The following is a 25,589-nucleotide window of genomic DNA, read 5'->3' as shown; positions in this document are numbered from 1 at the left end:
AGTGTGGCTATTGCGTTGAGTGACCCTATCGAGAAATTGGATAAGCACCTCGATGAGGTATGGGAGCGGCTGCGGCATGAGCGTCTTGCTCGTGTTGCCCGCAGGTCGGTGCGTCCGCTGATTCGCCTGTGGGACGGTGACTGGAATTTCCGGGGCGTGGTCGCCGGCGAGATTGATTTCTCGTTTGAGTGGCGGATGAATGATGTTGGCGGCGGGTTCGTGAAACTCCCGCACGATCACTATCTGGCGCTGTGGGCTATGGGTGTGTACAAGCGCCCGACCCGAAATATTCACATCACGGTGGATAAGGACGGTGCCCGCTGGGGTGGACGCATGCAGTCGGCCACGCTGGTGAAAAACGAGGACGGCACCCGGCATGTGGAACTCAAGTTCCTGGACGATGTGAAGGAGCTTGACCATATTCACGTGTGGCCGAACCCGTTCCTCCCGGCGGGGGTGCAATTCCCGAAGGCGTTCATTCTCGCAGGCCCATCACGCTACACCCTGAAACTCGCCCTGTTCATTAATCTGATGCGCTTGTCCGGGAACTTCTGGCACCTGCCGGATAACCCCCTGGACCCGCGCACATGGGTAGAAGGCATCGTCCCGCACCTGTGGCCTATCCTGGTGCAGCCCGACTCGCTGACGCTGGATGATTCGCAGTGGTGCATTATTTCGTCACGGTTTGATTCGTGGATGGAGATGGCGCGGCCGATTCTGCAGGACGCGGGGTTGATGATTGTCACCCGGCGGTGGATTGAGGGTGACCCGAAGCCGAAGGGTTACCTGTTTCCGCTGCGGACAGGTCAGCTGGTCGTGGACATCGTGAACAAGTCCGGTGTGTATGAGCAGACGGCGACCGGCGGCACGATCTTCGGTGGTATGTGGCGCACGGTTACCCGGCTGGGCGACAACCTGGTTGATGAGGTCATCACGGACGTTGTGAACCCGGTGGAGCCCGCAGAGTACTCACTGTCACAGTTCTTGGGGACGAAACCGGCGCAGCCGTGGGTGGTGTTCCGAGACGGAGACGTGTCCCCGGTGAAATCCGGTTCGTGGACATGGGAACCGGCGACGGTGGTGCAGATTAACGCCGGCGGTAGGTCAGCGCCCGGGGTGAATACGTTCATCTCGGCGAACATTCAGCTGGTCGGAAATCTGATTGGCGCGGTGTTCCTGATGAATGGGATTGGCGCGATTGCGGACACGGCGCTGAAACCTCTGTACGAGGATATTTTCCTGGCGTTCGGGTCTATCAAGTCGCCGTTCCGGTCGGCTAAGGCCGGTTGGTCGCACTACCACGAGGGCTGGGCTGACGGCGCAGAAACAAGTTATTCACTGTCCGGTCTGGTGGCGTTCCGACAAGCGTTCTGGGAGACCCGGTCACGCTCCAAAGTCACCGTTGACCTCGAGGGCGGGCCGTGGACTATCGGCACGGAGGGCCAGGGGCACTGCTGGCTCGGTGACCGTGTCGGCGTCACGCTGGAGGGCATGCCGCGCGGCCAGTACGAGGTGCATCAAATCAGCGGCCTGGTGCTGGCTGGTTCTCGTGGCGAGCCGGTGAAGTGGTCGATGACCGTAGGCGACCCCCGAACCGACCAAGCGCCGATTGAGCGGCTGCTGAACCAGTCCCGCTTCTTCTTTGAGGCGATTAAGAAACTAGGAGTGTGGTCATAGTGGCGATTGACCAGCGTAAGGCTGATATGGCCGACCCGGAGCAGCATTTCGCGTGGGCGTTGGCGTCGTTTCCGGTGATGGCTGATGGCACGCCGATGGTTCTGCCGGTGATGTGTTTGCCGGTGGTGTCTCGGTTCCTGTGGGACTGCGGGTTTCGGCATCATCCGGAGTTGCAGCAGGTGAAGCAGGTTCTGGACCCGAGGGCGGCGTTGCAGTCGGCGGGTGTGCGTTGGGTGCCGGTGGAGGATGAGGAGAAGGTTCCTGCCCCGTCGGTGGATTTATCGAATTTGTCGGATGCGGAGGCGGCTGCGGTTCAGGCGGCTCTTGATCGGAGGAATCAGTCATGACGGCTCCTGGTGAGGGTGTGCCTGAGGGCGGCTACTCGGTGTCGAGTTTGGCGGAGTTGCAGGCGTTGGATGAGGCTGCGGTTTTGCGGAAGCTTCGTCAGCCGATTGACCGGGCGTGGGGTGATGTCAACAAGAATCTGTTCCAGCGGATTGATGAGTGGGGGCAAGAGAAGATTGTTAAGCCCCTGCAGCAGATTTTTGCGGGTCGGAAACCAGCGGGCTGGGAGCACGTGGCGGATGAGTTTCAGGACGGCCAGTTGGCGTTGAAGAACACGATTGAGCTGCTGTCTCCGCTGCTTGATTATGGTTCCGCGTATATGGACGCCCAGGGCGGGTTTCTGCAGTTCGGCTCCAATCATGGCGTGATGCCGTTTACGCGATCGATTGGGGAGATGAAGGGCTGCGAGCTGCACGATAACGGCATCAGGTTTTTGTCTGCTGGCTTGTGGGATATCCGCTGCCAGATGGCGTATGGGAATAATGCGCTTGGTGTTGGTAATGGCACGGTCGAGTGGTTTGTGAGGGTTTACCGACCGGACGGCACGTTGTATTCGGAGCAGGTTGGTCTGGAAGCGAACGTGTGGAGTAAGACCAGCTATATCGCGTCGTCGGTGGTTGTGCCGGAGCAGGGTTACACGGTGAAGATTGAAGTTTCGTGGATTCACGGGTCTAGGCGACTACTTGGTGGGCCGCGTAATAACCGCCTGGTGGTGCAGCATATTTCTAACAAGGTCGGTGTCGGTGGCACTGGCGCTGAGGATTCGTACATTGAGGACATTGTCCCGGACGGGGAGGTTGAGCCATGACCGTTTTAATCGGTGACATCAAGGACATTGGCTGGAAGCCGACGGATGGAACTATCACTATTTTTTCGACGGCGACGCGGCGGGCGAATGCGACGACGGGGATTGTGACGCGGGAGCGTCGTGAGGTTCCGTTGGTGGCTGGGCGTTTTCGGACGGGTGCTCTTGACCCGGGTAGGACGACGGTGGAGCTTGTGGCTCCGGGTGTTTTTGAGTCGTGGACTTTTGATTTGCCGACGGATGGCACTGTCAGTCTTGCTGACATGATTGAGAACTCGGAGGAGTATCGCCCGTCTAATGCTGTGGTGAATGCGGCGCAGGCGGCTGCTGCTCAGGCTGAGTTGGCGGCTCAGCGTGCGTCGGGGTTTGAGTCTGGTGCGGAGCGTGCCAGGGATGAGGCCGTGGCTGCGCAGGCCTCGGTGCAGCGCGTGCTGGATGGTTCTCTGGCGCTGGTGCGCGGCGAGTTCACGGACTTGACGGAGCGTGCGGAGTCTGCTGCTGTGCGTGCTGAGCAGGCGCGTGACGCGGCAGCTTCGTCGGCTGACGGTGCTTCCGGTTCTGCCACCTCCGCGAAGGAGGACGCTGACCGTGCGGAAGCAGCGGCGGGTAAGGCCGCGACTACGGCGGCTGACCAGACGCGGGCGGAGTTGGCGGGGTTTGCTCAGGCTGCGGCGCAGTCGGAGCAGAACGCGGCTGGTAGCGCGTCGGCGGCGCAGGGGTTCGCTGAGCGCGCGGGTGTGGCTCAGTCTGAGGTGGCTACGGTTGCTGGCAGGGTTGAGGCTGATCGTGTGCGTGCGGAGTCGGCGGCGCAGGGTGCGGAAGCATCGGAGTCGGCTGCTGCTTCGTCGGCGGAGTCGGCGCGGGCTTCGGCTGATGCTGCTGGTGGTGCGCGTGCTGGCGCTGAGCAGGCGCGTGATGAGGCGTTGCAGGCTGCGGAGTCGGCGCAGGTTGGTGCCCCGGAGGGTGGGTGGCCGCGTGAAGCACTGTCGCAGGGTGTGCGTGAGTCTTTGACGCGGGCGGATTCCGCGCTCACGACTGTTCCGCGTGCCACATCGCAGGTCGCTGGTGGTGTGCAGCTTGCGGGTGACCTTGGCGGTACGTGGGACGCGCCAACCGTGCCAGGGCTGGCCGACAAGCTGGACAAACAGCCGGTATCGGAGTCTGTGACTGCTGGTTCGCTGGTGCAGCGCACCGAGGGCGGGCAGGTGAAGGCTGCGACTCCACAGGCTGACGATGACGCGACCACAAAGGCGTATGTTGACGGGATTCTCCCGAAATATGAGTATGACTACAATCCGACTCCGTTGACGATGGCGCTGCGTACTGGAACGGGCTCGATGCGTGTTGGTGACGCGGTGGGGCCGAAGGACGCGGTGACGAAGTCGCAGCTGGACGCGGTGATTCAGCGTGTGGCGGCGTTGGAGAACAACGCGGTCACATCCACCACCTACCGGGCTATCGCCAGGGGCACCGGGTCGCGTTCGGACACCATCTACATTCAGGAGTAGCCCATGCCAGTACTAAACCGTGTGAAAGGCATCTACCGTGGCAGCGCACTAGTCGCTTTTGTGCGCGTTGCCAGTCGCGTCATCTGGCAAGCCAAGAAAATCGTGGGCTGGAACAAAATCGCCGGACCATTCACCGCAGATAGTGTGAGTAATTCTAAGTCAAAAATTGAATTTGACGCGCTGTCTAAAGACGAGTTCGAACCAATCTCCAAGATGAGTGATATTTGGCTGCGGATTAACGGCCGGTACTACGAAGTGGAATCGATGGACGCCAGGAGCTCCGGGAATGAAATCCGTCTCAAGGGGGAAACAAAAAATGTAATCAGTAGGGGAGATAGTTTCGAGATTTTCCAAGCCAAATACGGCTAGCCCCCCCCCACAGGGGGCTTTTTTCATACCCAAACAAGGGAGGAAACACAGTATGGCACGCTACCACCCACTAGCCGAAGGGACAGGCACCCTCAGCTCCGGCTACGGCCCACGCTGGGGCACCCACCACAACGGCCAAGACTACGCAGCGCCCTTAGGCACACCTATCTACGCAGTCGCAGACGGCACCATCATCGAAGGCCGCGACCGGGCACCCGGCAGTGTCACCGGATTCGGAAACTGGGTCTGGCAAGACTCGCAAGCCACCTGCGGAAAGGACTTCATCTACGGGCACATGCGCCACGCAGACATCCTCGTCCGCAAAGGCGACCGAGTCAAAGCCGGGCAGCTCATCGCCCGCGTCGGCAACGAAGGCCAATCCACCGGCCCACACCTTCATTTTGAGGTTTGGGGAGCGCCGGGGCGCGTCGGCGGCAGGCACGAAAACCCCACCAACTGGCTGGCAACCGCTGAATGGCTGAAACCAACAAGCACACCACAACCCGAAAGGAGCAGCATGAACGCAATCAAAGCCGACATCGACCTACTCACCAACAACGACGACGGACGCGCAACCAAGAAACGCAACCTACTCTGCATCCACACCTTCGAGGATGACGGAAACTGGACAGCAGACAAGATGGCCCGCTACCAGCAGCAGCCCAGCGCTGGCGGCTCGTATCACATGGTGATTGATAAGACCGGGCGTATTGCTCGTGAAAACGATGACGCTTTCATTCCCTGGTCGGCGATGTATACCGGCAACCGTGTCGCCTACCACTTCTCACTATCCGGCAAAGCAGCCTGGACACGCCAGCAGTGGCTCGCCCGCACCGCACAGTTGGACGCGCTGGCGCGCATTCTGGCCGCGTACTCGAAGAAGTACGGCATCCCGCTGGTCCGCCGCAACCCGCAGGAAGTCCGAGCCGGAAAATGGGGTGTGTGTGGCCACGACGATATTTCCAAGGCGTTTAAGGAATCCACTCACTGGGATCCAGGCACTGGGTTCCCGTTTGATGTGGTGATTGATAAGGCCGTGAAGATTCTGTCTGGCCCGGCTAAACCCGTTGAGCCTGCTAAGCCTGTTGACCCTGCCCCGAAACCAATTCCTCCGAAGGAGACGCTTATGCCTACCACTCTTGATTCTGTGTTGCCGTCGTTGGTGGCCGGTTCAACGTTCAAGGCTCCGTTGTCGACGTTTATTCGGACGGCGGATAAGCAGGCGTATGAGGCGAATCAGCGTATCGCCCGGCTTGAGGCGAAGGTCGACCGGCTTCTGGAAGCGTCTGGTGTGAAGCCGGAGTCTCAGCCGGGCGAATAGTCCAAGAAAGCATCTATCTAAGCACTGCTTTATGTTGTGTGACCTGCTATAATGGACAAAGTAAGCGGGGCTAGAAACTGCGCGAACAGTCCCTAGCCCCTTGCCACTACGACACGTTAGGAGCGTGTGTAATGACCACGGATAAGTGTACTGATGGTGAGGTTTTCCGGCCAATCCCGGGCTGGGAAGGCCACTACGAAGTATCGAACAAAGGCCGCGTGAAGTCCCTTCGCAGAACCGTACCTCATGGCAGGAGCGGGACAATCACAAAGGCGGAACGTATCATGCGACCGGCTAGCCATAAGGCAAGCGGCCATGAGTACGTCAACCTTAAGTTCGATGGGCATAAGGAACGGCGTTATGTCCATGAGCTGGTATTGACGACGTTCGTGGGGGCAAGACCGAAGGGCTATGAGTGTCGTCATTTAAATGACGACCCGCATAACAACACGTTGGAGAATCTGGCGTGGGGGACTCGCGCTGAAAACGGTCTTGATCGAACGAGCAACGGACGCAATCACCAGCGGAACAAAACGCACTGTATTCGTGGTCATGCTTTTGATGAGTTGAACACGCTGTATACCAAGGAGGGCTACCGGAAGTGTCGAACGTGTGCGAAGATTCGCCAGCGCGAGTTCAAGGAACGTCGGCATAGGAAGGTAGCCTAGAAAGTTTTTGCAGCACCCCACTGGGGTGCTTTTTTGATGGAGGGATTTATGACCACGGTTTTTGTTGACCTTGTGAATCTGGACGGCAGCCGTCCTGAGGGTTCACTGCGGTTTAGTCTTGAGCGTCTGGTGTTGGGTGACCCGGATGTGGTGCCTTCTGCGGTGGAGGTGAAGATTCGTGACGGTAAGGCTCGGGTTGATGGCCTGTTGCCGGGGGCGATGCGTGTGCGTGTGAACGCGGGGTGTTGGTCGAAAGACTGGCAGGTCACTATCCCGGAGTCTGGTGAGCATGACCTGTTTGCTCTGTTGGGTGAGCAGGCGAAAGAGTTTGAGCACGCTTTATGGTCGACCCTGTTGGGGCGCGTCGAGAAGCTAGAGCAGGTTCCGCCTGTTGATCTTGCCCCAGTGGAGCAGCGCCTAGACGCGCTAGAGGGAGCACCGAAGGTTGACCTCGCCCCGCTGGAAAAGCGGGTGACCGCACTGGAAGCCAAACCCTCGCCGGAGCCGTTCGACCCCACAGAACTCAAAACCCAGCTCGCAGAGCTACGGGCACACTTCACACCAGTAGCACTGACCTGGCTCGAAGGGCCAGGAGACGACTTTTCCCCTGTATTCGACACCGGCACGGCGGTATCGACGGTGCAGCACGCGGGGCGCGTAAATATCGACCTCTCCACTACTGTCAGCGCGGAAGCGCTAATCCGTGCTCTGGACGGGCTGCAGCTCCCGCATTTCCCGGCGGTGTCAATGTTCCCCGACGACGGTAGGGCGCTGTGCTCTGTGGAGTTGTTTCAAGGCGCGAAGTTCCTCACGAAGCTAGAGCTGAACCAAATTCGTTTGCAGGACAGGGGTGGGACTCTGACATTCGTCGTCGCACTTGATGATGTCCTGGCTGTGGTGCAGGAAACCGGCGCTAACCGCATGAGCCTGTCCACGTTCTACTACACGAACGAGCTGCCACCAGAAACCGACTAAGGCACCCCACCCGGGGTGCTTTTCTTTTGCCCGCGTGACCGTCACGTGGGCATTTTTACATTCTCAGATAAGGAGAAAACACATCATGGAAACCATTAAAAACCTCATTCCGGCTTCGTCTCGCGGTACTTTCTATTCCTGTGTCGCGGCTATCGCCCCCGCACTTATCGCGTGGGGTGTCCTCGATGAGGTGAAGGCCGCGGCTGTTGTCGGTGTGCTCACTGCGGTGGTGACGCTTGTTTTCGCCGTGCTGCACTCCACCAGCAACCCGCGTACTGCCGTGTACCTGCTACTCGCAGCACTCACCACCGCCATGACCGCCTGGGGCTACGGCACCGACCTCCAATGGGAATCCCTGCTCGCCATCGTCGCCCCAGCCCTCGGCGCAGGCTACGCAGCCGCCAACACCCCAACCACAGGCGAGTACGTAGGTGAACACCGCGCCAATGAAAATCATCACTAACCCCCGCGTCCTCTCCGCATTCTGGGCGGCCTGGGCATGGCTCGCAGCAGCAGCCTACTGGGGCACAACCCCATCACAGCTTGACCCAGTAGCACGCCTAGTCCCGGGGCAGCATATTTTCCTCGTCTGGGTTGCGACCGCCACCGTGCTGACGCTCGGAGCCGTATGCAGGCACCGGACGATAGGCCGTTGGGCGCGCATCACCGGGCTTATCATCACAACCTGGCTCCTACTCGCCTGGGCAACCGCCTACATCTACGAAGGCGTACACGAAGGCAGCAGAATGTGGGTGTCCGGGAAAAACTACATGTTCCTTGCCCTCGCAGCGATGGCAACCAGCCCCGTCATGGGACGCAACACCCGGAGCCGACATGAAAAGGAGTAGCCCCACATGGATCCAGCAATCATCGTTGGGCTACTCGCCCTGGCCGGTACAGCCGTCACCGCCTACGGAGCATGGGCTGGTAAAAAAGGCGACCGGCAAGGAGCATTCACAGACGATTTGCTGCAGCGCGTCACCGACCTAGAAAAAAGCATGCGAGATTTGCGAACAGAGTTCGACGCCGAACGCGGGCTTCGTATCCGTTGGGAAAACCACGCCTGGGATTTGAACCGGGCGTTGAAACGCAGCCTAGACGCACTACACGAAATCGCTATCTGGATAGGCGCGGGAGCAAAACCCCCACCGCCTGATGTGCAGCAGACGATAGAGGAAATTGAGGAAGCGATTAAAAGCATTGACTAGAGGTTTGCCCCTGCTGGCTTGAGCTGTTCGGAAATCCCGAACAGTTGGCCGGTGGGGGCACCTTTTTCATGACCAAAAACAGGAAGCTACAGAATCTGAAAATCAAGATCGGCAGCAGTCAGGGCGATACAGCAGTGCCCGAGCAGCGCTTCATGCTCTGATAGCGACAGGCCTGTGGTCGCCATGCACTCCGCCTCATCCGTATGGTGGGTGAGGGTAGCAACTCCCAGCTGCTCGGCTATGCCGAGTACATCTGCCACCCGGTCGGCGTACAGCCCAATGCGGTCTGTAACCCATTCGGCGACATCATCGGGCGGGGTGTGCGTGGACTCCCAGCGCTGGGCAGTTCGGTGGTTCACCTGGAACAGCTGCGCGATGTCGGCTGTCGTGAGTCCTAGCGCTTTGCGTTGGATGCGTAGCTCGGTTGGGGTCATGATTCTCCTTGGATATGGGTGTGCCCCGCGCTGTGGCGGGGCGGGGTGTTTTAGTCCTCTTCGTCTTCTGCGAGTAGGTCGCGGGATTCCTGCTCGTGGTCGCGGAGGAAGGCCTGCCACTGGTCGCGGCCAAACTCCCGGTCGAGGGCTGGCCAGTCCTGCGTGTCGGCGCTGCTGTACCACTTGCGGGTGGCGTAGCTGCCGATTACCAGGTTGGAGCTGTGAGCGTTGGTGATGTAGTCGATGATGGCGATGCGGTCATCGTCGAGGTCTGCGACCTGGCCGTTGAAGTCAGTGCCGAAGGTGCGGGTCGGTTCGTTCCAGTCGAGGGTGTAGATGTTGGTGGTCATTTTCGGACTTCCTTTCCGAGTTTCGCGGCCTGTTGGGAATCTTCTTTGCTCCCTTGCCGTCTAACCTCATTATGCCGTAATTTGCGGCATTTGTAAACTCGTAGAAACAGTTGCCCGAAAACAGGGGTGAGGCTGCCGAAGGCACAAAAACCGCACGACATTTCCACGACATACGGCACTGTTTGGGGCTGTATCCGGCTGTATTAGCGGGGGTAGTTAGATAGGATAAACCCCCGCCTGAACTCGAAAAACACCAGTTCAAGACGGGGGTAGGAAAAGCGCCCCCAGAAGGATTCGAACCCTCGACCAATCGGGTAGAAGCCGACTGCTCTGTCCACTGAGCTATGGAGGCTAGCTAAGAAAAGCATTGTAGCGTCTCTAATGTAGCCAATCACAACCGGTTCTGTTCTAGGGACTTTGGTCGCTAAGCTTAGGGCTATGACTGCCACGACCAAGGCCGAGACCTCTCCGCCTGTTAGCAAGGATAAGAAAGTCCGTAAATCTGCTGGTTGGTACGTTGTTTTTGTACTTATCGGCGGCGTTCTAGCTGGTTTGCTCTCGATGGCGTTCAACATGGATTCGCGCGCCACGTTGGGTATTCCCGATCCCGGCACAATCACCACCTTCGGGTTCCCGTTCGCGAAGGCGGCCGGTGAGCTGCTCGCCTGCCTCGGTGTCGGTTCGTTTATGCTCGCCGCTTTCGGTACGAAGCAGCGTGCCGACGGCACTTTGGGCCTCGACGGCTACACGGCATCCCGCACGGGTATGTGGGCCATGCTCGGCTGGGGCCTCATGGCGCTGATGGAGATTCCGCTGGTGCTCTCCGATGTGTCGGGCCAGCCGCTGTCGACGACGATTCAGCTGAGTAACTGGGCTGTGTCGTTGGAGCAGACCAAGGAGGGCTTGGCGTGGCTGTGGGTAGCTATTTTTGCGGGCATTGTGGCGCTTGGTTCATCGCTGACTCGTAAGTGGATTTGGCAGCCGGTGTTCTTCGCCATCAGCTTGGTGTCGATGATGCCGCTGGCGGTTGTAAGCCACAATGCCTCCGGTGGTGCCCATGACTACGGCACTAACTCCTACATCTGGCACTTGACCTTCACTGTGTTTTGGGTCGGCGGTTTGATGGCGCTGGTTGGCCACGCGCGTCGTCGCGGTGAATGGATGCCAGAGGTAGTGAAGCGCTATTCTTTCGTGGCGTTGGTGGCTTTCATCGCCATGTCTGCCTCCGGCTTCATTAACGCAGCCATCAACATTGACTGGTCTGACCTGGTCAGCAACAACTACGGCATCATGGTGCTGGTCAAGGCCGTTCTCACTATCTTGCTGGGCCTATGCGGCTATGTGCACCGCAAGATCACCATTCCGGAGATTGAGCGCGCTCAGTCGAATCGTCCATTCTGGCGTCTGGCCATTGTCGAGGTCATCATCATGGCGCTGACAATCGGCGTTGCCGTAGCTCTGGGCCGTACTCCGCCGCCACCGAATTTCTCTGAGCAGGCCGGCGGTGAGGGCCTGCCGTCGATTACGCAGATGCAGGTCAAGCTAGGTTACAACCTGGAGATCCCATTCGGTTGGGAGGCCATGTTCACGCAGTGGCGCTTTGACATCTTCTTCGGCTCTGCCGCCATCATTGCCGCGTGGATTTACTTGTACTGGCTCTACTTGCTGAAGAAGCGCGGCGGTACCTGGCCGCTGTCCAACACCCTGTGGTGGCTCGCCGGCTGCGCCACGCTGCTGTTTACTTCGTGCAGCGCGCTGGGCGTGTACATGCCGGCTCTGTTCTCGGTTCACATGATCGCCCACATGCTTTACTCCATGGGCATTCCGGTCATGCTGGTCCTGGGCGGCCCAGTTACGCTCGCGCTGCGTGCGCTGAAGCCGGCCGGCCGCGATGGTCTGCCTGGTATTCGTGAGTGGCTGGTGGTCTTCATCAACAACCCGGTGTCGCGTTTCCTCACGCACCCGGTTGTGGCAACGGTGCAGTTCGTCGCGGGCTTTTACCTGCTCTACATGACACCGATTTACGACTTCCTGGCTGATGAGCACGCGGGCCACGTGTTCATGAACATCCACTTCTTGATCTCCGGTTACATCTTCTACTGGGTCATTATCGGTGTCGATGCTGCACCACAGCAGATTGAGCCGTCGGTCAAGCTGGTCACGCTGATGGGGTCGTTGCCGTTCCACGCTTGGTTCGGTATTTCGCTGATGCAGTCGCAGCAGGTGCTTGCCGAGACCTACTACGCCAGCCTGGATCTCCCTTGGGCAGTGAATCTCCTGGAAGATCAGAACGTTGGTGGTGCCGTCGCGTGGGCTGCCGGTGAGGTTCCGCTCTACATCGTCACCGTTGCGCTGTTTGTACAGTGGCGGCGTTCCGATGAAAAGGATGCAGCCCGCTACGACCGCGTCGCGGACCGCAACAATGATGAGGAGTTGGCCGCTTACAACGAAATGCTCGCTCGCATGAGCCAGCAGGTCGGTGTTGGCGGCGAGGATGAGCGCGATTACTACACCTCGGAGGTTGACGCGCAGCATCCGGTGCACATGGATAATCCAATTGATGCCTCGAAGAGGCGCGGAAGGTAGCGTCGTTAAGCTGATTTTGCATGCTTGACGACGAGGATTGCCGCGACTTCGCCCCTCAACTTCATACGTAGCCTGTGGATAGTTGTCTTTTCGACAAACTTATCCACAGGCTTTTTATGTACCTCTTTCATTTGTTTCTCGAAGCCGGAAAAGTAATTGGCACGGCACGAATGAGACACCTTCGAATTATTCGGCCGCAGTAGGTAAACGCTTTCTTTGGGGGAGGAGCCCGATGTCTGAGGCAGTTATTACCGTGGTGGGCAATGTGGTCCATCATGTGGAAAATCGAAATACCAATTCTGGGGCAAAGGTCTGCAAGTTTTCTGTGGCATCCAGCAAGTCATGGAAGGGGGAGAATGGTTGGGAGCAGTCGGAGACGTCATATTTTGATGTTGAATGTTGGGGCAAGCTCGCCGAGAACGTGAATAACACGGTGTGGAAGGGCCAAGCCGTCATTGTCCACGGTCACGTTCGTACGGATCGCTGGGAGGGCGATGATGGTACGAAGCATCAGCGCCAGAAGATCATTGCTAAGGCGGTAGGTCCGAATCTGCGCCGTCACCTGGCAACGGTGAAGACTATGACTGAGAAGCCGCATGAGTCGCCGACTGGTCTTGGTGAGTCATCGACTGGGGATTCGGAAGCTTCGGTTACTGAGACAGTTGCGTCTCAGGCCGGGGCCGTGCGCACCTTCACTGCTAGTACGGGCGGCGCTGGTGAGGCGGGGAACACAGGTGCAGCTAGTTCGGAGCAGCGAGAAATGGCTGATGCAGGAGTCAGTGCGCCGTTCTAACCCAGGAGCCAGTACATCGTTGTAGAGCGGAATGAGGGGGAGCCGCTGAAAGAGCGGAAAGAGGGGAGGGGTAATTACTGCACGTGAGGTGACGCTGCTGAGAAAGGGGAGGGATCGCATACGATTCGGCAGCGTTATCTCGCAGCTAGTTTTGCTAGGAGCCTGGCAGAGATTTTGGTGGGAAAGGATTGCGGGTACGCCCATGTAGATTGTGCCTTTTGGTTCCTATGCGTAACCTCTACAGGGATTGCTTATTTCCTTTCTACGAGGGGACGAAATTCCACCATGGGTGAGTTCATCTACCAGATGAAAAACGTGCGCAAGGCGCACGGCGATAAGGTTATTCTCGACAACGTCACCATGGCGTTTTACCCGGGCGCAAAGATCGGCGTGGTCGGTCCGAACGGCGCAGGTAAGTCGTCGATTCTGAAGATTATGGCTGGCCTTGATCAGCCGAGTAACGGTGAAGCTTTCCTGGAGCCGGGCGCCACTGTCGGCATCCTGCTGCAGGAGCCTCCGCTGAATGAGGAGAAGACCGTTCGCGGCAACGTCGAGGAGGGCCTCGGCGACATCTTCGAGAAGAAGGCTCGTTTTGAAGCCATCGCCGAGGAGATGGCCACCAATTACACCGACGAGCTCATGGAAGAAATGGGCAAGCTCCAGGAGGAGCTCGACGCCGCTGATGCTTGGGAGCTGGATTCCAAGATTGAGCAGGCAATGGATGCGCTTCGCTGCCCGCCGGCGGACGAGCCGGTTACTCACCTCTCCGGTGGTGAGCGTCGTCGTGTAGCACTGGCAAAGCTGCTGCTCTCCGAGCCGGACCTGCTGCTTCTCGACGAGCCGACTAACCACCTGGACGCCGAGTCTGTGCTGTGGCTCGAGCAGCACCTGGCTAAGTACCCGGGCGCTGTCCTGGCCGTGACTCACGACCGTTACTTCCTGGATCACGTCGCTGGCTGGATTTGTGAGGTCGACCGCGGCAAGCTCTACCCGTACGAGGGCAATTACTCGACTTACCTGGAGAAGAAGGCTGAGCGCCTTGAGGTTGCAGGTAAGAAGGACGCCAAGCTGCAGAAGCGCCTGAAGGATGAGCTGGCGTGGGTCCGCTCGGGGCAGAAGGCTCGCCAGGCCAAGAACAAGGCCCGTCTGGAGCGCTACGAGCAGATGGTGGAGGAAGCCGAGCAGTACAAGAAGCTCGACTTCGAAGAAATTCAGATTCCGACCCCGCCGCGCCTGGGTAACCAGGTTGTTGAGGTCAAGGACCTGGAGAAGGGCTTTGATGGCCGCGTCCTGATCAAGGATCTGTCGTTCACCCTGCCGCGTAACGGCATCGTCGGTGTGATTGGCCCGAACGGTGTTGGTAAGTCCACCCTGTTTAAGACCATCGTGGGGCTGGAGCAGCCGGATTCCGGTGAGGTCAAGGTCGGTCAGACTGTTCAGCTCAGCTACGTTGACCAGGGCCGTGAAAACATCGATCCGGAAAAGACCGTTTGGGAGGTTGTCTCTGATGGTCTCGACTACATCGTGGTCGGCCAGAACGAGATGCCGTCTCGTGCATACCTATCTGCTTTCGGTTTCAAGGGCGCGGATCAGCAGAAGCCGTCGAAGGTTCTCTCCGGTGGTGAGCGCAACCGTCTGAACCTCGCGCTGACCCTCAAGCAGGGAGGAAACCTTATCCTCCTGGATGAGCCGACTAACGACCTTGACGTCGAAACCCTGTCTTCGCTGGAAAACGCACTGCAGAACTTCCCGGGCTGTGCCGTGGTCATTTCCCACGACCGTTGGTTCCTGGACCGCACCTGTACCCACATCCTCGCATGGGAAGGCAACTTCGAAGAGGGCAAGTGGTTCTGGTTCGAAGGCAACTTCGAGGGCTACGAGAAGAACAAGATTGAGCGTTACGGCGAGGAGGCTGCACGCCCGTCGCGTGTCACTCACCGTCGCCTGACCCGCTAATCAGTTTCCCGCGAATCTGATCTTTGCCAACGGCAACGCCCGGAACCGTGTGGACTGGCTCGCACCAGTGCACAGGTCCCGGGCTTTCGCGTTATTTGCAGGTTCGTAGCTCCAGAAAACGCCTATAGTTCTGGGTATGACTGAATCAGCACCATTTCGTACCAACGTCGCTATCCGCTGGTCTGATTTTGATCAGTATGGTCACGCTAACAACACCGCATTCCTGGAATACGCCCAGCAGGCTCGTCTCGACTTTGTGATGCGCGGCCTCGGCGGCGGGGCAGGTATGCCTGCGGCAGTGGTGCGTCGCCTGGAGATTGACTACGTCCGCGCTATCTTGCCGGACACCCAGGAAGTTGTGGTTGAGACCGAGATCATCAACTTCGGTCGCACCTCTTTCACACTCCGCCAGACTATCTCCGACCAGCATGGTCACATCGTGGCTGTGCTCGAAACCGTGATGGTGATGTTTGATCTCAAGACTGCGAAGGCAGTCGAGCTCTCCCCGTCTGCCCGCCGTGAACTGGAGCGTTTTGCAGCTCCCGCAATCGAAGACAACAAGGAAGACCAGGACAAGTAATTCGCCGTGACCACTTCTCATCCCGCTGCCGAGCTGACCTTCGGCACTCCCGATGCCCTGAAGAACCTGGGCGTCCTAGCCCATAAGGCCTACGCCCTCGACGAGAACACGTTGCTTCGCATCCGCGCACGAAAGACCGCCGCCGCCGGTATCAGTTCATCGCCCGAGCCCACCGCTGCGCCAGCAATGTCACAGGTATGGGTGAAGACCCCGATCGGCCCGCTCGCCATGCGCACAATTGCGCTACACGCGCTTCCCGACGACATCATCGTCACTGCCGCGGAGATTAAAGACATCGCAGTGCGTGCCTTTGCGCAGGCAAAATCATCCGACAATGCGGAGGACAAAGAAGCTTCGCTCACCGCGCTGCCGTATCGGGTGCATGCGCAGTCGGCGTCCTCCTGGCCGGGATTCTTGCCAGTTCCGGAAGGATGGCAGGTTGTCGACTATGTTCCGGCCACTGCTTTCCGGACTCTCGAGAAGCAGGGGCGCGCGGTCGCTGTGGAATCTTCCGGCCCCATGGGTATGCCGCCATCTCTGCTGGATCAGAAGGTTCTCACTGTCAGCGGAGAGGCCGGTGAAGCCGCCGTTGACTCAGGGGAGGGGCAGTCGCAGGAGACGTCGAAAAGCGTTGTCGACGTGACCATGCGGGATGTGTTTGCGCTGTGTGCGATGGGCTTCATTCCAGAGCAACCGGATGAAAAAGAGCCGGTGCGCGTGTCCACGAAGGGACGGTGGCACCGGCTGGATGGACGGTTTGGCTCGATCTTTACGCTCGAGTCCTTTGGCGTGCTGCCGCTGCTGAACTAGCGGGGCTGCTGAACTAGCGGGGCAGGGGCCTAATTCCTACTGCGCGTCGAAGCGGTTGATGAGCATGTCAGCGACCTGCACCATGTGGTTCCACATGGCTTCGCGCTGGGGGCGGGGGAGCTCGTCATCGGAAATGTCTGCGAGTGAGGCGCTCATGATTTCCAGCCAGCGGTCGCGTTCGGCCTCGCCGATGGAAAACGGCATGTGGCGCATGCGCAGGCGCGGATGACCACGCTGTTCGCTGTAGGTGTGCGGCCCGCCCCAGTACTGGACGAGAAACATACGTAGTCGATCCTCGGCGCCCTCCCAGTCATCGCTGGGGTACATCGGGCCGATGAGGTCATCGGAACGCATGCGCGTGTAAAAACCATGGACGATGCGATTGAAGACATCCTCGCCGCCGACGGAGTCAAAGAGCGTCTGAGAAGTTGTCATGGCACCAAGTCTATCGACTTGATGCCACGAAAACGATAACGGCCAAAGTGCCGGCCGAAATCACTTGTTACTTCGCGTCGAACTCGCGGGCGCGGAGAGCGAGCTTCACCAGGAACTGCTGCTCAGAAATGATGCGCTTGACCGGCGACGCAGTCTCCTCGCTGTCGAGCAGGCGCTGAGCGGCCGCGATTGCCGACTCGCTGATCTCCCAAGTGGGGTAGAAGCCCTCGAGGAGAGTCTGGGCCGTCTCGGAGGAGAACTGCTTCCACCAGCTGTTGGCAACAGCGAAGAAGTGCTCCGACAGCGAGGTTGCCGACTGCTCCGCGCTGATGGTGGCACGGGAGTCGTCGTCAAGCGCCTGCGCGAGCACTGCACCCGAGCCCGGCGCGTTGAAGCCGGCCAGCAGGTGGCGAATGACAAGGTTCGATGGGGCGTCGTCGCCGGAGACAGTCGCCTCAGCCCAGACGCGGGACTTGTTGGCGAGCGTCGGCACGGAGGCGCGGCAGGCGATGGCGGCCTGTGCGCCGAGTGCTGAATTGTCGGTCTTTTCAAGCTCTGCGATGGCCTCCTCGCCTTCGAGACCAGCGGAAACCAGAGCCTTCAAGGCGCGCCACTGCATGTCGGTGTCGACAGTGACAGCGGGGAAGCCAGCCTTGTCGGCGTCGCCGGCGTAGATGGCGCGCAGTGCGTCGGCGACGTCGCTATTCGACGAGCCCACGGTAGCCAGAGCGTTAACGAAAACCAGGGCGCGGTCGGCGTCGGTTTCCTTCTTCGCGTAGTCCAACAGACCCTGAGCCAGCAGATCGCGGCCGGTGGACTCGGCCCACTGAGGATCGGCGTAGACGTTGACGGCGCTGACCGCCTGAGCGATGACGCGCTCCAAGACGGAGAGCTTATCCTCGCCCGGGATGCCGCGAAGCACCAGGTTGACGAAGTCGCGAGCGCGCATCTGGCCTGCGCGAACCATCTGCCAGGTGGCGGACCAGCACAGTGTGCGCGCCATCGAATCGGTGAAAGCGCCGATGTTGTCGATGACGGTGGCAAGCGAGCCTTCGTCCAGGCGAATCATGCTGTAGGTGAGGTCGTCGTCGTTAACCAGCACGACGTCGCCAACTGGTGTGTCGACCAGATCTGGGACATCGGTGCGGGCACCGCGGACGTCGATTTCCACGCGCTTGGTGCGCTCAAGTACAGCGTCCGCGCCGGTGCCGCGCAGGTTGTAGATGCCCACTGCGATTCGGTGATCACGGAGTTCACCGGCACCCGGCTCGGCGCCTTCCTGCGTGACTGCGAAGGAGGTGTACTTGCCGTCCTCTTGATGGAACTCTGGCGCCAGGGTGGTGATGCCGGTGGTGGTCAGCCACTGATCGGCCCAGCCAGACAGATCGCGACCGGAGGCCTCGGAGAGCGCCTCCAACAGATCCGCGAAGGTGGCGTTGCCAAAGCGGTGGCGGGAAAAGTGAAGACGAGCACCGGCGAGGAAGGCGTCCTGACCAACGTAGGCGGCCAGCTGCTTGAGGGTGGACGCGCCCTTGGCGTAGGTGATGCCGTCGAAGTTCTGCTCGACGGTGTCAATGTCGCTGGCATCGGCGGCAATCGGGTGCGTCGACGGCAGCTGATCCTGCTTGTAGGCCCAGGCCTTCTCTACGTTGGCGAAGGTGGTCCAGGCGTGGCTGTAATCGGAAACCTCAACCTGTGCGGCGGCAGCCGACCAGGTAGCGAAGGACTCGTTGAGCCAGAGATCATCCCACCACTGCATGGTGACCAAATCGCCGAACCACATGTGAGCCATCTCGTGCAGGATGGTGTCGTTGCGGCGCTCGTAGAGGTAATGGGTGGGCTTGGAACGAAAGACGTACTCGTCGCGGATGGTCACGCAGCCGGCGTTTTCCATCGCACCCATGTTGTATTCCGGGCAGAAGATCTGGTCGTACTTGCCGAACGGGTAGGGCTCGCCGAAGTGCTTGGCGTAGAAGTCGAAGCCTTCCTTGGTCTCCTTGAACAGAGTGTCGGCATCGAGGTACTCGGCGATGGACTGGCGGCAGTAGATTCCTAGCGGAATGGTCAGCTCGCCGTCCGGCTGGTGCTCGGCAGGGGTTTCCGGGTGCGGTGCGACAGTGCCGGTCCACGAGTCAGTGACCTCGTGCCACGGGCCCGCACAGACTGCGACGAGATACGTCGACAGCGGAACATCCACCGAGAAGTCGAAGGTATCGGCCTCATTGCCGTGGACATCGGTGGTGGCGCCGGTCTTGGCCACCGAGTTGGAAACAACCTTCCAACCCTTCGGTGCCACGACGTGGATTGAGTACGTCGCCTTCAAATCCGGCTGGTCAAAGCAGGCGAACACGCGCTTGGCATCGGCAGTTTCAAACTGCGAGTACAGGTATGTTTCGCCGTCGGCAGGATCCTGGAACCGGTGAATGCCCTGGCCGTTGTTGGTGTAACGGCAGTCCGCGTCGATAACGACGGTGTGGTCACCTTCGGTCAGGTCCACGTTAATGCCGGTCTCGCTGGCATAACGAGCGGCCTCCGTGGCATCGACGCCGTCGATGGTCACACTCTTAACAACCGCATCACGCAGGTCAATAAAGGTGGAACCAGCGCGCTTCGCCGTCAGAGAAATTGTGGTCTTGGAAGCGAATGTTGGTGCGCTGTGCGGCCCGCCGACTGGTGCGGTCGTGAGGTCAAGAGAGATGTCGTAGTGGGACACCTTGAGCATGGCCGCACGGTCGGCGGCCTCGGTCCTGGTTAGGTTCGTGGAAGTCATGCGACAAGTGTAACCACGACCCCGGATTGGGAATCGGGCGGTAGCGGGGTGAGCGGGGCGACCTCGGCTTCCTCGCTCATTCCGCGTCGATTGGGGGGGGGGCGGTCGCATTGGCGATCGATTGGCGGTCGAAGGGACGAGATTTTGGCTTCTTTGGCATGCGAGCAAAGCCGAACGTGAATACACTTCGTTTCATGTACGAACTCAATGATGATGCAAGCAAGGTTGAACGGGTCAACGCGGCGTGGGATCGCATTGAAGCAAAGCTTGGCGATGACGCCCTGGAGGCCCCGGCGACAGAAGCGGAACTGGATCAGCTTGAGGCTGACCTCGGAGTAAAGCTGCCAGACTACGTGCGAGCTTCGTGGCTGCGGCACGCGTCTGTGGAGGGTGAGCCGTGGGACGGTGGCTGGATTGCACCGCCGAAGTCGATTCTGAACGACTACAAGCTGTGGACTCAGCTGCAGGCGGACGGCGAGTTCGATGATTTTGAAGCCGAAAGCATGGACAGCGCCGACTCGGATGGCAAGTGGTATCACGAGGCATGGATTCCACTGGTCATGGACTTCGGCGGAAACAACTACTGTCTGGACATGCGCTCGGGGAAGATGGTCTCCATGGACCACGAGGTGGGCTCGGAGTTCCTGGACTACGCCGACTGGCCTGCCTACCTGGAGGCTGCTGCTGATTCCCTGGAGGCTACGGGCTTGCCCTGGAACGGCTAGGTAAGCAATCTGGACGGCGTCCGATGGGGGGGGAAGCCAGTTAACGCCGGGGCCGGTAGAACTTCGGACCCATCCGAATTCATGAATGCGAACCGAAAAATTCCGCCCTATAGTCGTTGATAAGTCAATCAATGCTTTAGGAGGACTTTCACATGAGCAATCGAGACAAGGTCACTTTTTACTTCGACGTTTCCTGCCCGTTTTGCTGGGTGACGTCGCGCTGGATTAAGGAAGTCGAAAAGGTCCGCGACATCGAGATCGAGTGGAAGCCGATGAGCCTGTCGGTGCTCAATGAAGGCCGCGATGAACTGCCGGAAGATTACAAGTTCATGATGCAGTGCAACTGGACCCCGGCACGCCTGTTCAACGCCGTGTTCTCCCAGGATGGCCAGGAGGCCGTCGACAAGCTCTACACCGCGCTGGGCACGAAGGTCCACAACGAAAACCGCATCGATCGCCACGCGCATGTCGACGAGCCGGAGCACGCATTCGACGAGCTGATTAAGGAAGCCCTCGCAGAGGTTGGACTGCCGGAAGAGCGGCTGGCCCAGGCCTTGACCACTGAGTTCGATGAGCTCATGCGTGAAAACCACGCAGAGGCCATGAAGGAGGTCGGCAACGACGTCGGCACTCCGGTGGTCAAGCTCAACGACGTTGCCTTCTTCGGTCCAGTGCTTACCCGTATCCCACGCGGCGAAGAAGCGGGCAAGATTTTTGATGGCGCGGTTGCCGTCGCCAGCTACCCGTACTTCTTCGAAATTAAGCGCTCCCGGACTGAGGACCCGCGCTTCGACTAAGAAAGCAGTAGCAGCTGGGGCGCGCAGTTAGGAGAGCTGACCCGCTCCGGCTCCAGCATTCTTCCCGGTAGAGGCCTGCCGTTCTTCTTCGCTCATGGCAGCCCACCGTGGCGGGATGTAGATGCAGGTCGGGTCGGATGCGGTGTAATCCCCGGTCAACGCGTACGCGGTCGACCGGGACCCACCGCATACGCTGTGGTATTCACAGACGCTGCACTTTCCATGCCAATTGTCCGGATCGCGAAGGGCCTTGAACGCCGGCGAGTTCGAGTAAATCTCCTGGAACGGCGTAGCTTTGACGTTTCCGCAGTGCAGTGGCAGGAAACCATTGGGGTAAACATCGCCGATGTGGTCAATGAAGGCAAATCCTGACCCGGAATTGACGGCCATCGGAGAGCGCGGCCGACGTGGCTTCTCCGGCACAGCGCCGAGCAGCTTTGTCGTTTCCTCGGTCAAGTAGCGGTAGAGCTCGCCACCTTCATAGGGTGGCAGCCCCTTTTCCTTCGCTTCCTCCTGCTGCATGACGACGCGCCGATACTGCGGCGCCTCCGTCGTTTTAATGGCAATTCGGTTGGACACATCCGATAGCCAGTGCAGAACGTCCTCGCGTTCCTCCGGCGACAAAGCGCCCAAATCCGCACCGCGACCAGTGGGAACGAGGAAAAAGACGTACCACATCTTGGCCTGCATCTCCATGACGGTCTTCAGCAGCGCTGGCGCCTCATGAATATTTCCCTTGGTCAGGGTCGAGTTAATCTGCAGCCGGTAACCGGCCTCGTTGATGTGCGGAGCCATTTCGAGCGTCTTTTCAAAAGTGCCCGAAAATCCACGGAACTTGTCATGGGTCTGGGCAGTCGCGCCATCGAGCGACATGGACATCGCCTTGCCACCGGCCTCACGCAGTGACTGAATCCGCTCTGGCGTGAGCCGCGGCGTCACCGATGGAGATAGCGACATATTCAGGCCCTGCTCCGTGCCGAATCGCACCAATTCTTCCAGGTCATCACGCTCAAAAGGATCACCGCCGGTGAGCACTACAAGCGGCTTCGGCTTGCTATACGACGCCAAGGTCTCCAGCAGCATCTTGCCCTCGGTGGTCGAAAGCTGGTGAGGATGCGGCTCGTGCTGCGCATCTGCACGGCAGTGCTTGCAGACTAAGCCACAAGCCCGCGTGACCTCCCAAATGACAATAAATGGTTTCTTGTTGATGTCATGCCGAACCGTTCGCACCACCGGTGCGTGATGATTCCCATGGGAGCCATGGGCTTCAGGATCGACTTGGAAGTGAGCTTGCGGCGCAGGAGACACGGTAAAAGCACCCAATTTCCGGTTTCGAAGGCGTGCTGAAACGCAAATACAGTCACTTTTCACCCTATTCGGCTGCGCAGGAGACGTCGTCAAGCAATACCTAAAACGGGTGCAGGCGCCGTGGAATCCGTGGGAACCGCTAAACTTGCTGCCATGCGTATTTACCTTGGTGCAGACCACGCCGGTTTTGAGATGAAGAACCTGATTAAGGCCCACCTGGAGAAGGCTGGCCACGACGTCGTTGATTGCGGCGCTCACACCTACGACCCTGCAGATGATTACCCAGCATTCTGCATTGAGGCGGCTTCCCGTACCGTCGCTGATCCGGGCAGCCTGGGCATCGTGCTCGGCGGTTCCGGCAACGGCGAGCAGATTGCTGCTAACAAGGTCAAGGGCGCTCGTTGTGCGCTGGCTTGGTCGGTGGAGACCGCAAAGCTCGCCCGCGAGCACAACAATGCTCAGCTGATCGGCCTCGGCGGTCGTATGCACTCTGAGGAAGAGGCCCTGGCTATCGTCGATGCTTTCGTCTCCCAGCCGTGGAGCGAGGAGGAGCGTCACCAGCGCCGCATCGACATTCTGGCAGAGTACGAAAAGACTGGCGTTGCCCCGGAGCTGCCAGAAGCTTAAAGGGATTGCTGTTCGCTATCTGTTGATAGGAATAAAAAAGGGGTCTGGTTCCAGAAAACTCTGGGACCAGACCTTTTTTCATGTGTAGACGGAGTAGGAATTGTCGTATGACAAATCAAGAAGCGCATCGCCGAGTAACTGTTGTGCTATTCCCCGGGTTCGAGCTCTTGGACGTATTTGGACCGGTTGGCCTTTTTGGCCATGTCCCAGAGATTGAGGTCGAATATGTCGCCAACATTGCTGGTCCGATAACCAGCGCTCAGGGGGCGCAGGTTATCGCCACACGTTGTGCCACTGACCTCGAAACGGTCGATATTCTTCTAGTTCCTGGTGGAGCCGGGAGTAGAACACTAGTTGACGATGCAGAGTTTTTGGACTGGCTCAACAACCTCGGATCCCGGGCGCGGTTAGTGGCATCGGTTTGCACAGGTTCCGCACTGCTTGCTGCGGCTGGGCTTCTTGAAGGAAAGCGGGCAACTAGTAATAAGTTGGCTTTTGATTGGGCTACCTCGTTCGGAAACGAAGTGACGTGGGTGAAAGCGGCTCGATGGGTTGAAGACGGAGATCGCTGGAGCTCATCAGGAGTCGCAGCAGGTATGGATATGGCTGTTGCTTTAATTAGCAGCATCCTTGGCGAGGAAGCTGGTCGATTGGCCGCCAGAAAAATTGAGTATCGGCCCCAGGCAGACGCCACTGTCGACCCTTTTGCGAATTGAGCGAAATAGCGGCGCCGGGCTTCTTCTAAATATCGAAACCGTCGAATCCGCCGTCGAAGAATCCGCCACCGTCGTTGCCACCGTCGCCGCCGAAGAGGCCGTCGAAGAAGCCACCGCCGTCGCCTGCGTCACCAGCATCGGCAGCGCCGCCACCGAAGTCGCCGCCGTCAAGGTCATCGCCACCGAAGTCATCGGAACCAAAGTCATCGGAACCAAAGTCCTCGGTGCCGCCGAAGTCGTCAGCACCGGTGCCCATGCCGCTGGCGAACTCATCAGCGCCGTAGGCAACACCGGCCATACCGTGGAAGAGAGTAGAGAACAGCAGCATCGAGCCAGCGGTCCAGACACCGGTGCGGAGCGCGGACTTCCACCAGGGCTCGGAGTACCAACCGGCTGGAACCGGACGGCCAGCGACACGGCCGCCGGGGTAGTAGTTCGGAGTTTCCGGGGTGGCGTATGGCGAGGCGGTAACCGAGTGGCCTTCGTGCTCAATGGTGCGAGTTTCGGTCACAGAACCAGCGGCCTTCTGCCCCTCCAGCGGTGGCAGTGTCGGCCCCGCCGGCAGGCCCATAATTTCGCGAGCAGCATTGATGTAGTGCAGGCCCTCCAGCGCCGATTCGCGCGCCATTCGGGCCTGTGCCGGGGTCCGAGCAGTAGAAATCTGCGAGGAAGCGGCGTTGTAACGCTCGGATGCGTCGGCAAGAGCCTGCGTGGAAGCCGAATCGGTGCCAGCGAGATTCAGCACCTGTGAGCCCAGCCGCTCAATCCAACGGCGGGCGTCTGCGACGGCGTCTTCCAATTGATTGTTCTGGCGGGCATCAAAAGCCCTGTTAGAGCGGTTTTGAGCCATCGACGCGATGATAATCGCACCGCCGACGGTGATAGCGATCAGGATTAAAGCCCCCATGGGCTAGGCCTCCAAAAGGAAATTGCGAGTATTGCTAGTAATTACTTGAAATAACGCACGTAGAGCGCAAAAAGTTCCCGAGCTAACATCTCTGTGCGACAGAGGCAGCTCGGGAACCAGGAAAAGATTGGGTATGGGTAGGTATCTATGACTCGGCGGAGTCGGTGCGCTTGGTGCGGCTCTTTCGATTAGCGTGCCATGCGCGAACTTCTTCGGAATCCCACAGGGTCAACCCATGAAGCTTCGCGACGGGCTCAGGAGCCTTCTTGCGGCCAGCGTAGCTGGTGAAAGTGCCACGTGCGGTGCCGGAAAAAGCAGCGCATTCGACCGCGGTCCATAGTTCGTGTCCAGTATCGGCATCGATAATGGTGGGCTTCATGGTGCCCAGAGTACCCGCGGCACTGGATCCTGAACAGAGGGCAGAAGAATTTCTGGCCCCGGACATCGGCTCGGAAAAACAAAAACCGGGAGCAACGCTCCCGGTTACGTGGAGGGGATGACGGGAATCGAACCCGCGTCTTCAGCTTGGAAGGCTGAGGTATTAGCCACTATACGACATCCCCATAGACAGAAATCCGGTTTAGATGCGCACTCGCCTCAACCAGACCGTGTCTTGGTACAAGGCATATTAACTCGTTAAAGCGCACATACAAAAATCGATGCCAGGTTTTTCTCGAAGGATTTAAAGAAAAGTGGCTGTGGCCGGGAAAAACAGAAAATGAAACTAAAGCAATATGGGGTATATGAAACAGGCGTATAGCCGTTGATTACACTGTCACACGACTCAACAAAGGGGCAGTCGTTTTAGGCGGCTTCTTTGGAGGGTCGGCCGACGAATGGAGTGTTTGCAGTAAACGAGGCCGCCAAAAGCAGTGCCGAGGTGATGCAAACGCCCTGTGATATGCATGGATTTCATGAA

General features: G+C 59.0%; 27 protein-coding genes and 2 tRNA genes. 20 read left to right on the top strand and 9 right to left on the bottom strand.

Features of this window, described 5'->3' with window-relative positions:
- The first annotated feature begins 3 nt into the window (after positions 1 to 3).
- From CRD13_RS03270 to CRD13_RS03220, 11 genes are all read left to right on the top strand, one after another.
- A complete protein-coding gene (locus CRD13_RS03270) occupies positions 4 to 1,677 on the top strand; it encodes a phage tail protein (protein WP_187401253.1) in 1,674 nt (557 codons plus the stop codon).
- Positions 1,677 to 2,024 carry a DUF2744 domain-containing protein gene (locus CRD13_RS03265; RefSeq protein ID WP_070545883.1) on the top strand — a complete coding sequence of 116 codons (348 nt, stop codon included), beginning with the start codon at positions 1,677 to 1,679 and terminating at the stop codon, positions 2,022 to 2,024. Before CRD13_RS03270 ends, CRD13_RS03265 begins: the two co-directional genes overlap by 1 nt.
- Entirely contained in the window at positions 2,021 to 2,830 is an 810-nt protein-coding gene (locus CRD13_RS03260; protein ID WP_187401252.1) for a hypothetical protein, read from the top strand. Before CRD13_RS03265 ends, CRD13_RS03260 begins: the two co-directional genes overlap by 4 nt.
- Positions 2,827 to 4,335 (top strand): hypothetical protein, encoded by a 1,509-nt coding sequence (locus CRD13_RS03255; RefSeq protein ID WP_187401251.1) that lies wholly within the window; start codon positions 2,827 to 2,829, stop codon positions 4,333 to 4,335. The genes CRD13_RS03260 and CRD13_RS03255 overlap by 4 nt, the downstream gene beginning before the upstream one ends.
- Before the next feature lie 3 nt (positions 4,336 to 4,338).
- Positions 4,339 to 4,704: a hypothetical protein gene (locus CRD13_RS03250; RefSeq protein WP_187401250.1), complete on the top strand. Its 366-nt coding sequence runs from the start codon at positions 4,339 to 4,341 to the stop codon at positions 4,702 to 4,704.
- 52 nt (positions 4,705 to 4,756) lie between these two features.
- Positions 4,757 to 6,025: a peptidoglycan DD-metalloendopeptidase family protein gene (locus tag CRD13_RS03245; protein ID WP_187401249.1), complete on the top strand. Its 1,269-nt coding sequence runs from the start codon at positions 4,757 to 4,759 to the stop codon at positions 6,023 to 6,025.
- A 131-nt stretch (positions 6,026 to 6,156) separates the two neighbouring features.
- Complete coding sequence (locus CRD13_RS03240) at positions 6,157 to 6,693, top strand: NUMOD4 motif-containing HNH endonuclease (protein WP_187401248.1); 537 nt, start codon at positions 6,157 to 6,159, stop codon at positions 6,691 to 6,693.
- A 48-nt stretch (positions 6,694 to 6,741) separates the two neighbouring features.
- The gene (locus tag CRD13_RS03235; RefSeq protein WP_187401247.1) at positions 6,742 to 7,668 is read left to right on the top strand and encodes a hypothetical protein; all 927 of its coding nucleotides are present in this window, start codon (positions 6,742 to 6,744) and stop codon (positions 7,666 to 7,668) included.
- An 85-nt stretch (positions 7,669 to 7,753) separates the two neighbouring features.
- Positions 7,754 to 8,131 carry a hypothetical protein gene (locus CRD13_RS03230; RefSeq protein ID WP_187401246.1) on the top strand — a complete coding sequence of 126 codons (378 nt, stop codon included), beginning with the start codon at positions 7,754 to 7,756 and terminating at the stop codon, positions 8,129 to 8,131.
- Positions 8,115 to 8,516 (top strand): hypothetical protein, encoded by a 402-nt coding sequence (locus CRD13_RS03225; RefSeq protein ID WP_187401245.1) that lies wholly within the window; start codon positions 8,115 to 8,117, stop codon positions 8,514 to 8,516. Before CRD13_RS03230 ends, CRD13_RS03225 begins: the two co-directional genes overlap by 17 nt.
- A 6-nt stretch (positions 8,517 to 8,522) precedes the next feature.
- A complete protein-coding gene (locus CRD13_RS03220; RefSeq protein ID WP_187401244.1) occupies positions 8,523 to 8,876 on the top strand; it encodes a hypothetical protein in 354 nt (117 codons plus the stop codon).
- A gap of 86 nt (positions 8,877 to 8,962) precedes the next feature.
- Here the strand turns inward: CRD13_RS03220 and CRD13_RS03215 are convergent, their stop codons facing one another.
- The 3 genes from CRD13_RS03215 to CRD13_RS03205 form a co-directional block, all read right to left on the bottom strand.
- Positions 8,963 to 9,310 carry a DNA-binding transcriptional regulator gene (locus CRD13_RS03215; RefSeq protein ID WP_187401243.1) on the bottom strand — a complete coding sequence of 116 codons (348 nt, stop codon included), beginning with the start codon at positions 9,308 to 9,310 and terminating at the stop codon, positions 8,963 to 8,965.
- 50 nt (positions 9,311 to 9,360) lie between these two features.
- On the bottom strand, positions 9,361 to 9,660 hold the full coding sequence (locus CRD13_RS03210) for a hypothetical protein (protein ID WP_187401242.1): 300 nt from the start codon (positions 9,658 to 9,660) through the stop codon (positions 9,361 to 9,363).
- A 279-nt stretch (positions 9,661 to 9,939) separates the two neighbouring features.
- Positions 9,940 to 10,012, bottom strand: a tRNA-Arg gene (locus CRD13_RS03205).
- Between the two features lie 86 nt (positions 10,013 to 10,098).
- Between CRD13_RS03205 and CRD13_RS03200 the strand changes: the two genes are divergently transcribed.
- The 5 genes from CRD13_RS03200 to CRD13_RS03180 all read left to right on the top strand — a co-directional run bounded on the left by CRD13_RS03200 (position 10,099) and on the right by CRD13_RS03180 (position 16,385).
- Positions 10,099 to 12,246: a cytochrome c oxidase assembly protein gene (locus CRD13_RS03200; protein WP_049170976.1), complete on the top strand. Its 2,148-nt coding sequence runs from the start codon at positions 10,099 to 10,101 to the stop codon at positions 12,244 to 12,246.
- A gap of 232 nt (positions 12,247 to 12,478) precedes the next feature.
- A complete protein-coding gene (locus tag CRD13_RS03195) occupies positions 12,479 to 13,039 on the top strand; it encodes a single-stranded DNA-binding protein (protein ID WP_049170979.1) in 561 nt (186 codons plus the stop codon).
- 285 nt (positions 13,040 to 13,324) lie between these two features.
- Positions 13,325 to 14,995 carry an energy-dependent translational throttle protein EttA gene (gene ettA / locus CRD13_RS03190; RefSeq protein ID WP_016422285.1) on the top strand — a complete coding sequence of 557 codons (1,671 nt, stop codon included), beginning with the start codon at positions 13,325 to 13,327 and terminating at the stop codon, positions 14,993 to 14,995.
- 136 nt (positions 14,996 to 15,131) lie between these two features.
- Positions 15,132 to 15,575 (top strand): thioesterase family protein, encoded by a 444-nt coding sequence (locus CRD13_RS03185; protein WP_048734885.1) that lies wholly within the window; start codon positions 15,132 to 15,134, stop codon positions 15,573 to 15,575.
- A gap of 6 nt (positions 15,576 to 15,581) precedes the next feature.
- Entirely contained in the window at positions 15,582 to 16,385 is an 804-nt protein-coding gene (locus CRD13_RS03180; protein ID WP_048734886.1) for a hypothetical protein, read from the top strand.
- Positions 16,386 to 16,421: 36 nt separating this feature from the next.
- On the opposite strand, the gene CRD13_RS03175 is transcribed toward CRD13_RS03180, so the two are convergent.
- Together CRD13_RS03175 and pepN are read right to left on the bottom strand one after the other, a co-directional pair.
- Entirely contained in the window at positions 16,422 to 16,820 is a 399-nt protein-coding gene (locus CRD13_RS03175) for a globin (RefSeq protein ID WP_016422288.1), read from the bottom strand.
- 67 nt (positions 16,821 to 16,887) lie between these two features.
- Entirely contained in the window at positions 16,888 to 19,590 is a 2,703-nt protein-coding gene (pepN, locus tag CRD13_RS03170; RefSeq protein ID WP_147765829.1) for an aminopeptidase N, read from the bottom strand.
- Positions 19,591 to 19,784: 194 nt separating this feature from the next.
- Here pepN and CRD13_RS03165 point away from each other — a divergent pair, with 194 nt between their 5' ends.
- Together CRD13_RS03165 and CRD13_RS03160 are read left to right on the top strand one after the other, a co-directional pair.
- Positions 19,785 to 20,315 (top strand): SMI1/KNR4 family protein, encoded by a 531-nt coding sequence (locus CRD13_RS03165; protein WP_255467761.1) that lies wholly within the window; start codon positions 19,785 to 19,787, stop codon positions 20,313 to 20,315.
- A 152-nt stretch (positions 20,316 to 20,467) separates the two neighbouring features.
- On the top strand, positions 20,468 to 21,112 hold the full coding sequence (locus CRD13_RS03160; RefSeq protein ID WP_070566874.1) for a DsbA family protein: 645 nt from the start codon (positions 20,468 to 20,470) through the stop codon (positions 21,110 to 21,112).
- A gap of 27 nt (positions 21,113 to 21,139) precedes the next feature.
- Here the strand turns inward: CRD13_RS03160 and CRD13_RS03155 are convergent, their stop codons facing one another.
- Positions 21,140 to 22,345: a TIGR04053 family radical SAM/SPASM domain-containing protein gene (locus CRD13_RS03155; RefSeq protein ID WP_147722507.1), complete on the bottom strand. Its 1,206-nt coding sequence runs from the start codon at positions 22,343 to 22,345 to the stop codon at positions 21,140 to 21,142.
- Positions 22,346 to 22,573: 228 nt separating this feature from the next.
- On the opposite strand from CRD13_RS03155, the gene CRD13_RS03150 reads away from it, so the two are divergent.
- Both CRD13_RS03150 and CRD13_RS03145 read left to right on the top strand, forming a co-directional pair.
- Positions 22,574 to 23,047 carry a ribose-5-phosphate isomerase gene (locus CRD13_RS03150; protein ID WP_005511109.1) on the top strand — a complete coding sequence of 158 codons (474 nt, stop codon included), beginning with the start codon at positions 22,574 to 22,576 and terminating at the stop codon, positions 23,045 to 23,047.
- A 107-nt stretch (positions 23,048 to 23,154) separates the two neighbouring features.
- The gene (locus CRD13_RS03145) at positions 23,155 to 23,763 is read left to right on the top strand and encodes a DJ-1/PfpI family protein (RefSeq protein ID WP_187401240.1); all 609 of its coding nucleotides are present in this window, start codon (positions 23,155 to 23,157) and stop codon (positions 23,761 to 23,763) included.
- Positions 23,764 to 23,788: 25 nt separating this feature from the next.
- On the opposite strand, the gene CRD13_RS03140 is transcribed toward CRD13_RS03145, so the two are convergent.
- From CRD13_RS03140 to CRD13_RS03130, 3 genes are all read right to left on the bottom strand, one after another.
- Positions 23,789 to 24,670 (bottom strand): hypothetical protein, encoded by an 882-nt coding sequence (locus tag CRD13_RS03140; RefSeq protein ID WP_070603377.1) that lies wholly within the window; start codon positions 24,668 to 24,670, stop codon positions 23,789 to 23,791.
- A gap of 145 nt (positions 24,671 to 24,815) precedes the next feature.
- Positions 24,816 to 25,049, bottom strand: a complete 234-nt coding sequence (locus CRD13_RS03135) for a hypothetical protein (RefSeq protein ID WP_040361601.1) — start codon at positions 25,047 to 25,049, stop codon at positions 24,816 to 24,818.
- Positions 25,050 to 25,158: 109 nt separating this feature from the next.
- Positions 25,159 to 25,233 (bottom strand) — tRNA-Gly (locus CRD13_RS03130).
- Positions 25,234 to 25,589 lie beyond the last annotated feature (356 nt).

It is taken from the genome of Corynebacterium sp. LK26, assembly GCF_014335085.1.
GTDB classification, from domain to species: domain Bacteria; phylum Actinomycetota; class Actinomycetes; order Mycobacteriales; family Mycobacteriaceae; genus Corynebacterium; species Corynebacterium jeikeium_D.
The sequence above is the reverse complement of the archived record's forward strand: the minus strand, read 5'-3'. Positions and strand labels throughout refer to the sequence as shown.

What these genes read in the sequence shown, in the direction of transcription:
- CRD13_RS03260 (WP_187401252.1), top strand. Translation starts at nt 2,021, where the DNA reads ATGACGGCTCCTGGTGAGGGTGTGCCTGAGGGCGGCTACTCGGTGTCG.
- CRD13_RS03255 (WP_187401251.1), top strand. Translation starts at nt 2,827, where the DNA reads ATGACCGTTTTAATCGGTGACATCAAGGACATTGGCTGGAAGCCGACG.
- CRD13_RS03250 (WP_187401250.1), top strand. Translation starts at nt 4,339, where the DNA reads ATGCCAGTACTAAACCGTGTGAAAGGCATCTACCGTGGCAGCGCACTA.
- CRD13_RS03245 (WP_187401249.1), top strand. Translation starts at nt 4,757, where the DNA reads ATGGCACGCTACCACCCACTAGCCGAAGGGACAGGCACCCTCAGCTCC.
- CRD13_RS03240 (WP_187401248.1), top strand. Translation starts at nt 6,157, where the DNA reads ATGACCACGGATAAGTGTACTGATGGTGAGGTTTTCCGGCCAATCCCG.
- CRD13_RS03235 (WP_187401247.1), top strand. Translation starts at nt 6,742, where the DNA reads ATGACCACGGTTTTTGTTGACCTTGTGAATCTGGACGGCAGCCGTCCT.
- CRD13_RS03230 (WP_187401246.1), top strand. Translation starts at nt 7,754, where the DNA reads ATGGAAACCATTAAAAACCTCATTCCGGCTTCGTCTCGCGGTACTTTC.
- CRD13_RS03225 (WP_187401245.1), top strand. Translation starts at nt 8,115, where the DNA reads ATGAAAATCATCACTAACCCCCGCGTCCTCTCCGCATTCTGGGCGGCC.
- CRD13_RS03220 (WP_187401244.1), top strand. Translation starts at nt 8,523, where the DNA reads ATGGATCCAGCAATCATCGTTGGGCTACTCGCCCTGGCCGGTACAGCC.
- CRD13_RS03215 (WP_187401243.1), bottom strand. Translation starts at nt 9,310, where the DNA reads ATGACCCCAACCGAGCTACGCATCCAACGCAAAGCGCTAGGACTCACG.
- CRD13_RS03210 (WP_187401242.1), bottom strand. Translation starts at nt 9,660, where the DNA reads ATGACCACCAACATCTACACCCTCGACTGGAACGAACCGACCCGCACC.
- CRD13_RS03200 (WP_049170976.1), top strand. Translation starts at nt 10,099, where the DNA reads ATGACTGCCACGACCAAGGCCGAGACCTCTCCGCCTGTTAGCAAGGAT.
- CRD13_RS03195 (WP_049170979.1), top strand. Translation starts at nt 12,479, where the DNA reads ATGTCTGAGGCAGTTATTACCGTGGTGGGCAATGTGGTCCATCATGTG.
- ettA (WP_016422285.1), top strand. Translation starts at nt 13,325, where the DNA reads ATGGGTGAGTTCATCTACCAGATGAAAAACGTGCGCAAGGCGCACGGC.
- CRD13_RS03185 (WP_048734885.1), top strand. Translation starts at nt 15,132, where the DNA reads ATGACTGAATCAGCACCATTTCGTACCAACGTCGCTATCCGCTGGTCT.
- CRD13_RS03175 (WP_016422288.1), bottom strand. Translation starts at nt 16,820, where the DNA reads ATGACAACTTCTCAGACGCTCTTTGACTCCGTCGGCGGCGAGGATGTC.
- pepN (WP_147765829.1), bottom strand. Translation starts at nt 19,590, where the DNA reads ATGACTTCCACGAACCTAACCAGGACCGAGGCCGCCGACCGTGCGGCC.
- CRD13_RS03165 (WP_255467761.1), top strand. Translation starts at nt 19,785, where the DNA reads ATGTACGAACTCAATGATGATGCAAGCAAGGTTGAACGGGTCAACGCG.
- CRD13_RS03160 (WP_070566874.1), top strand. Translation starts at nt 20,468, where the DNA reads ATGAGCAATCGAGACAAGGTCACTTTTTACTTCGACGTTTCCTGCCCG.
- CRD13_RS03150 (WP_005511109.1), top strand. Translation starts at nt 22,574, where the DNA reads ATGCGTATTTACCTTGGTGCAGACCACGCCGGTTTTGAGATGAAGAAC.
- CRD13_RS03145 (WP_187401240.1), top strand. Translation starts at nt 23,155, where the DNA reads ATGACAAATCAAGAAGCGCATCGCCGAGTAACTGTTGTGCTATTCCCC.
- CRD13_RS03140 (WP_070603377.1), bottom strand. Translation starts at nt 24,670, where the DNA reads ATGGGGGCTTTAATCCTGATCGCTATCACCGTCGGCGGTGCGATTATC.
- CRD13_RS03135 (WP_040361601.1), bottom strand. Translation starts at nt 25,049, where the DNA reads ATGAAGCCCACCATTATCGATGCCGATACTGGACACGAACTATGGACC.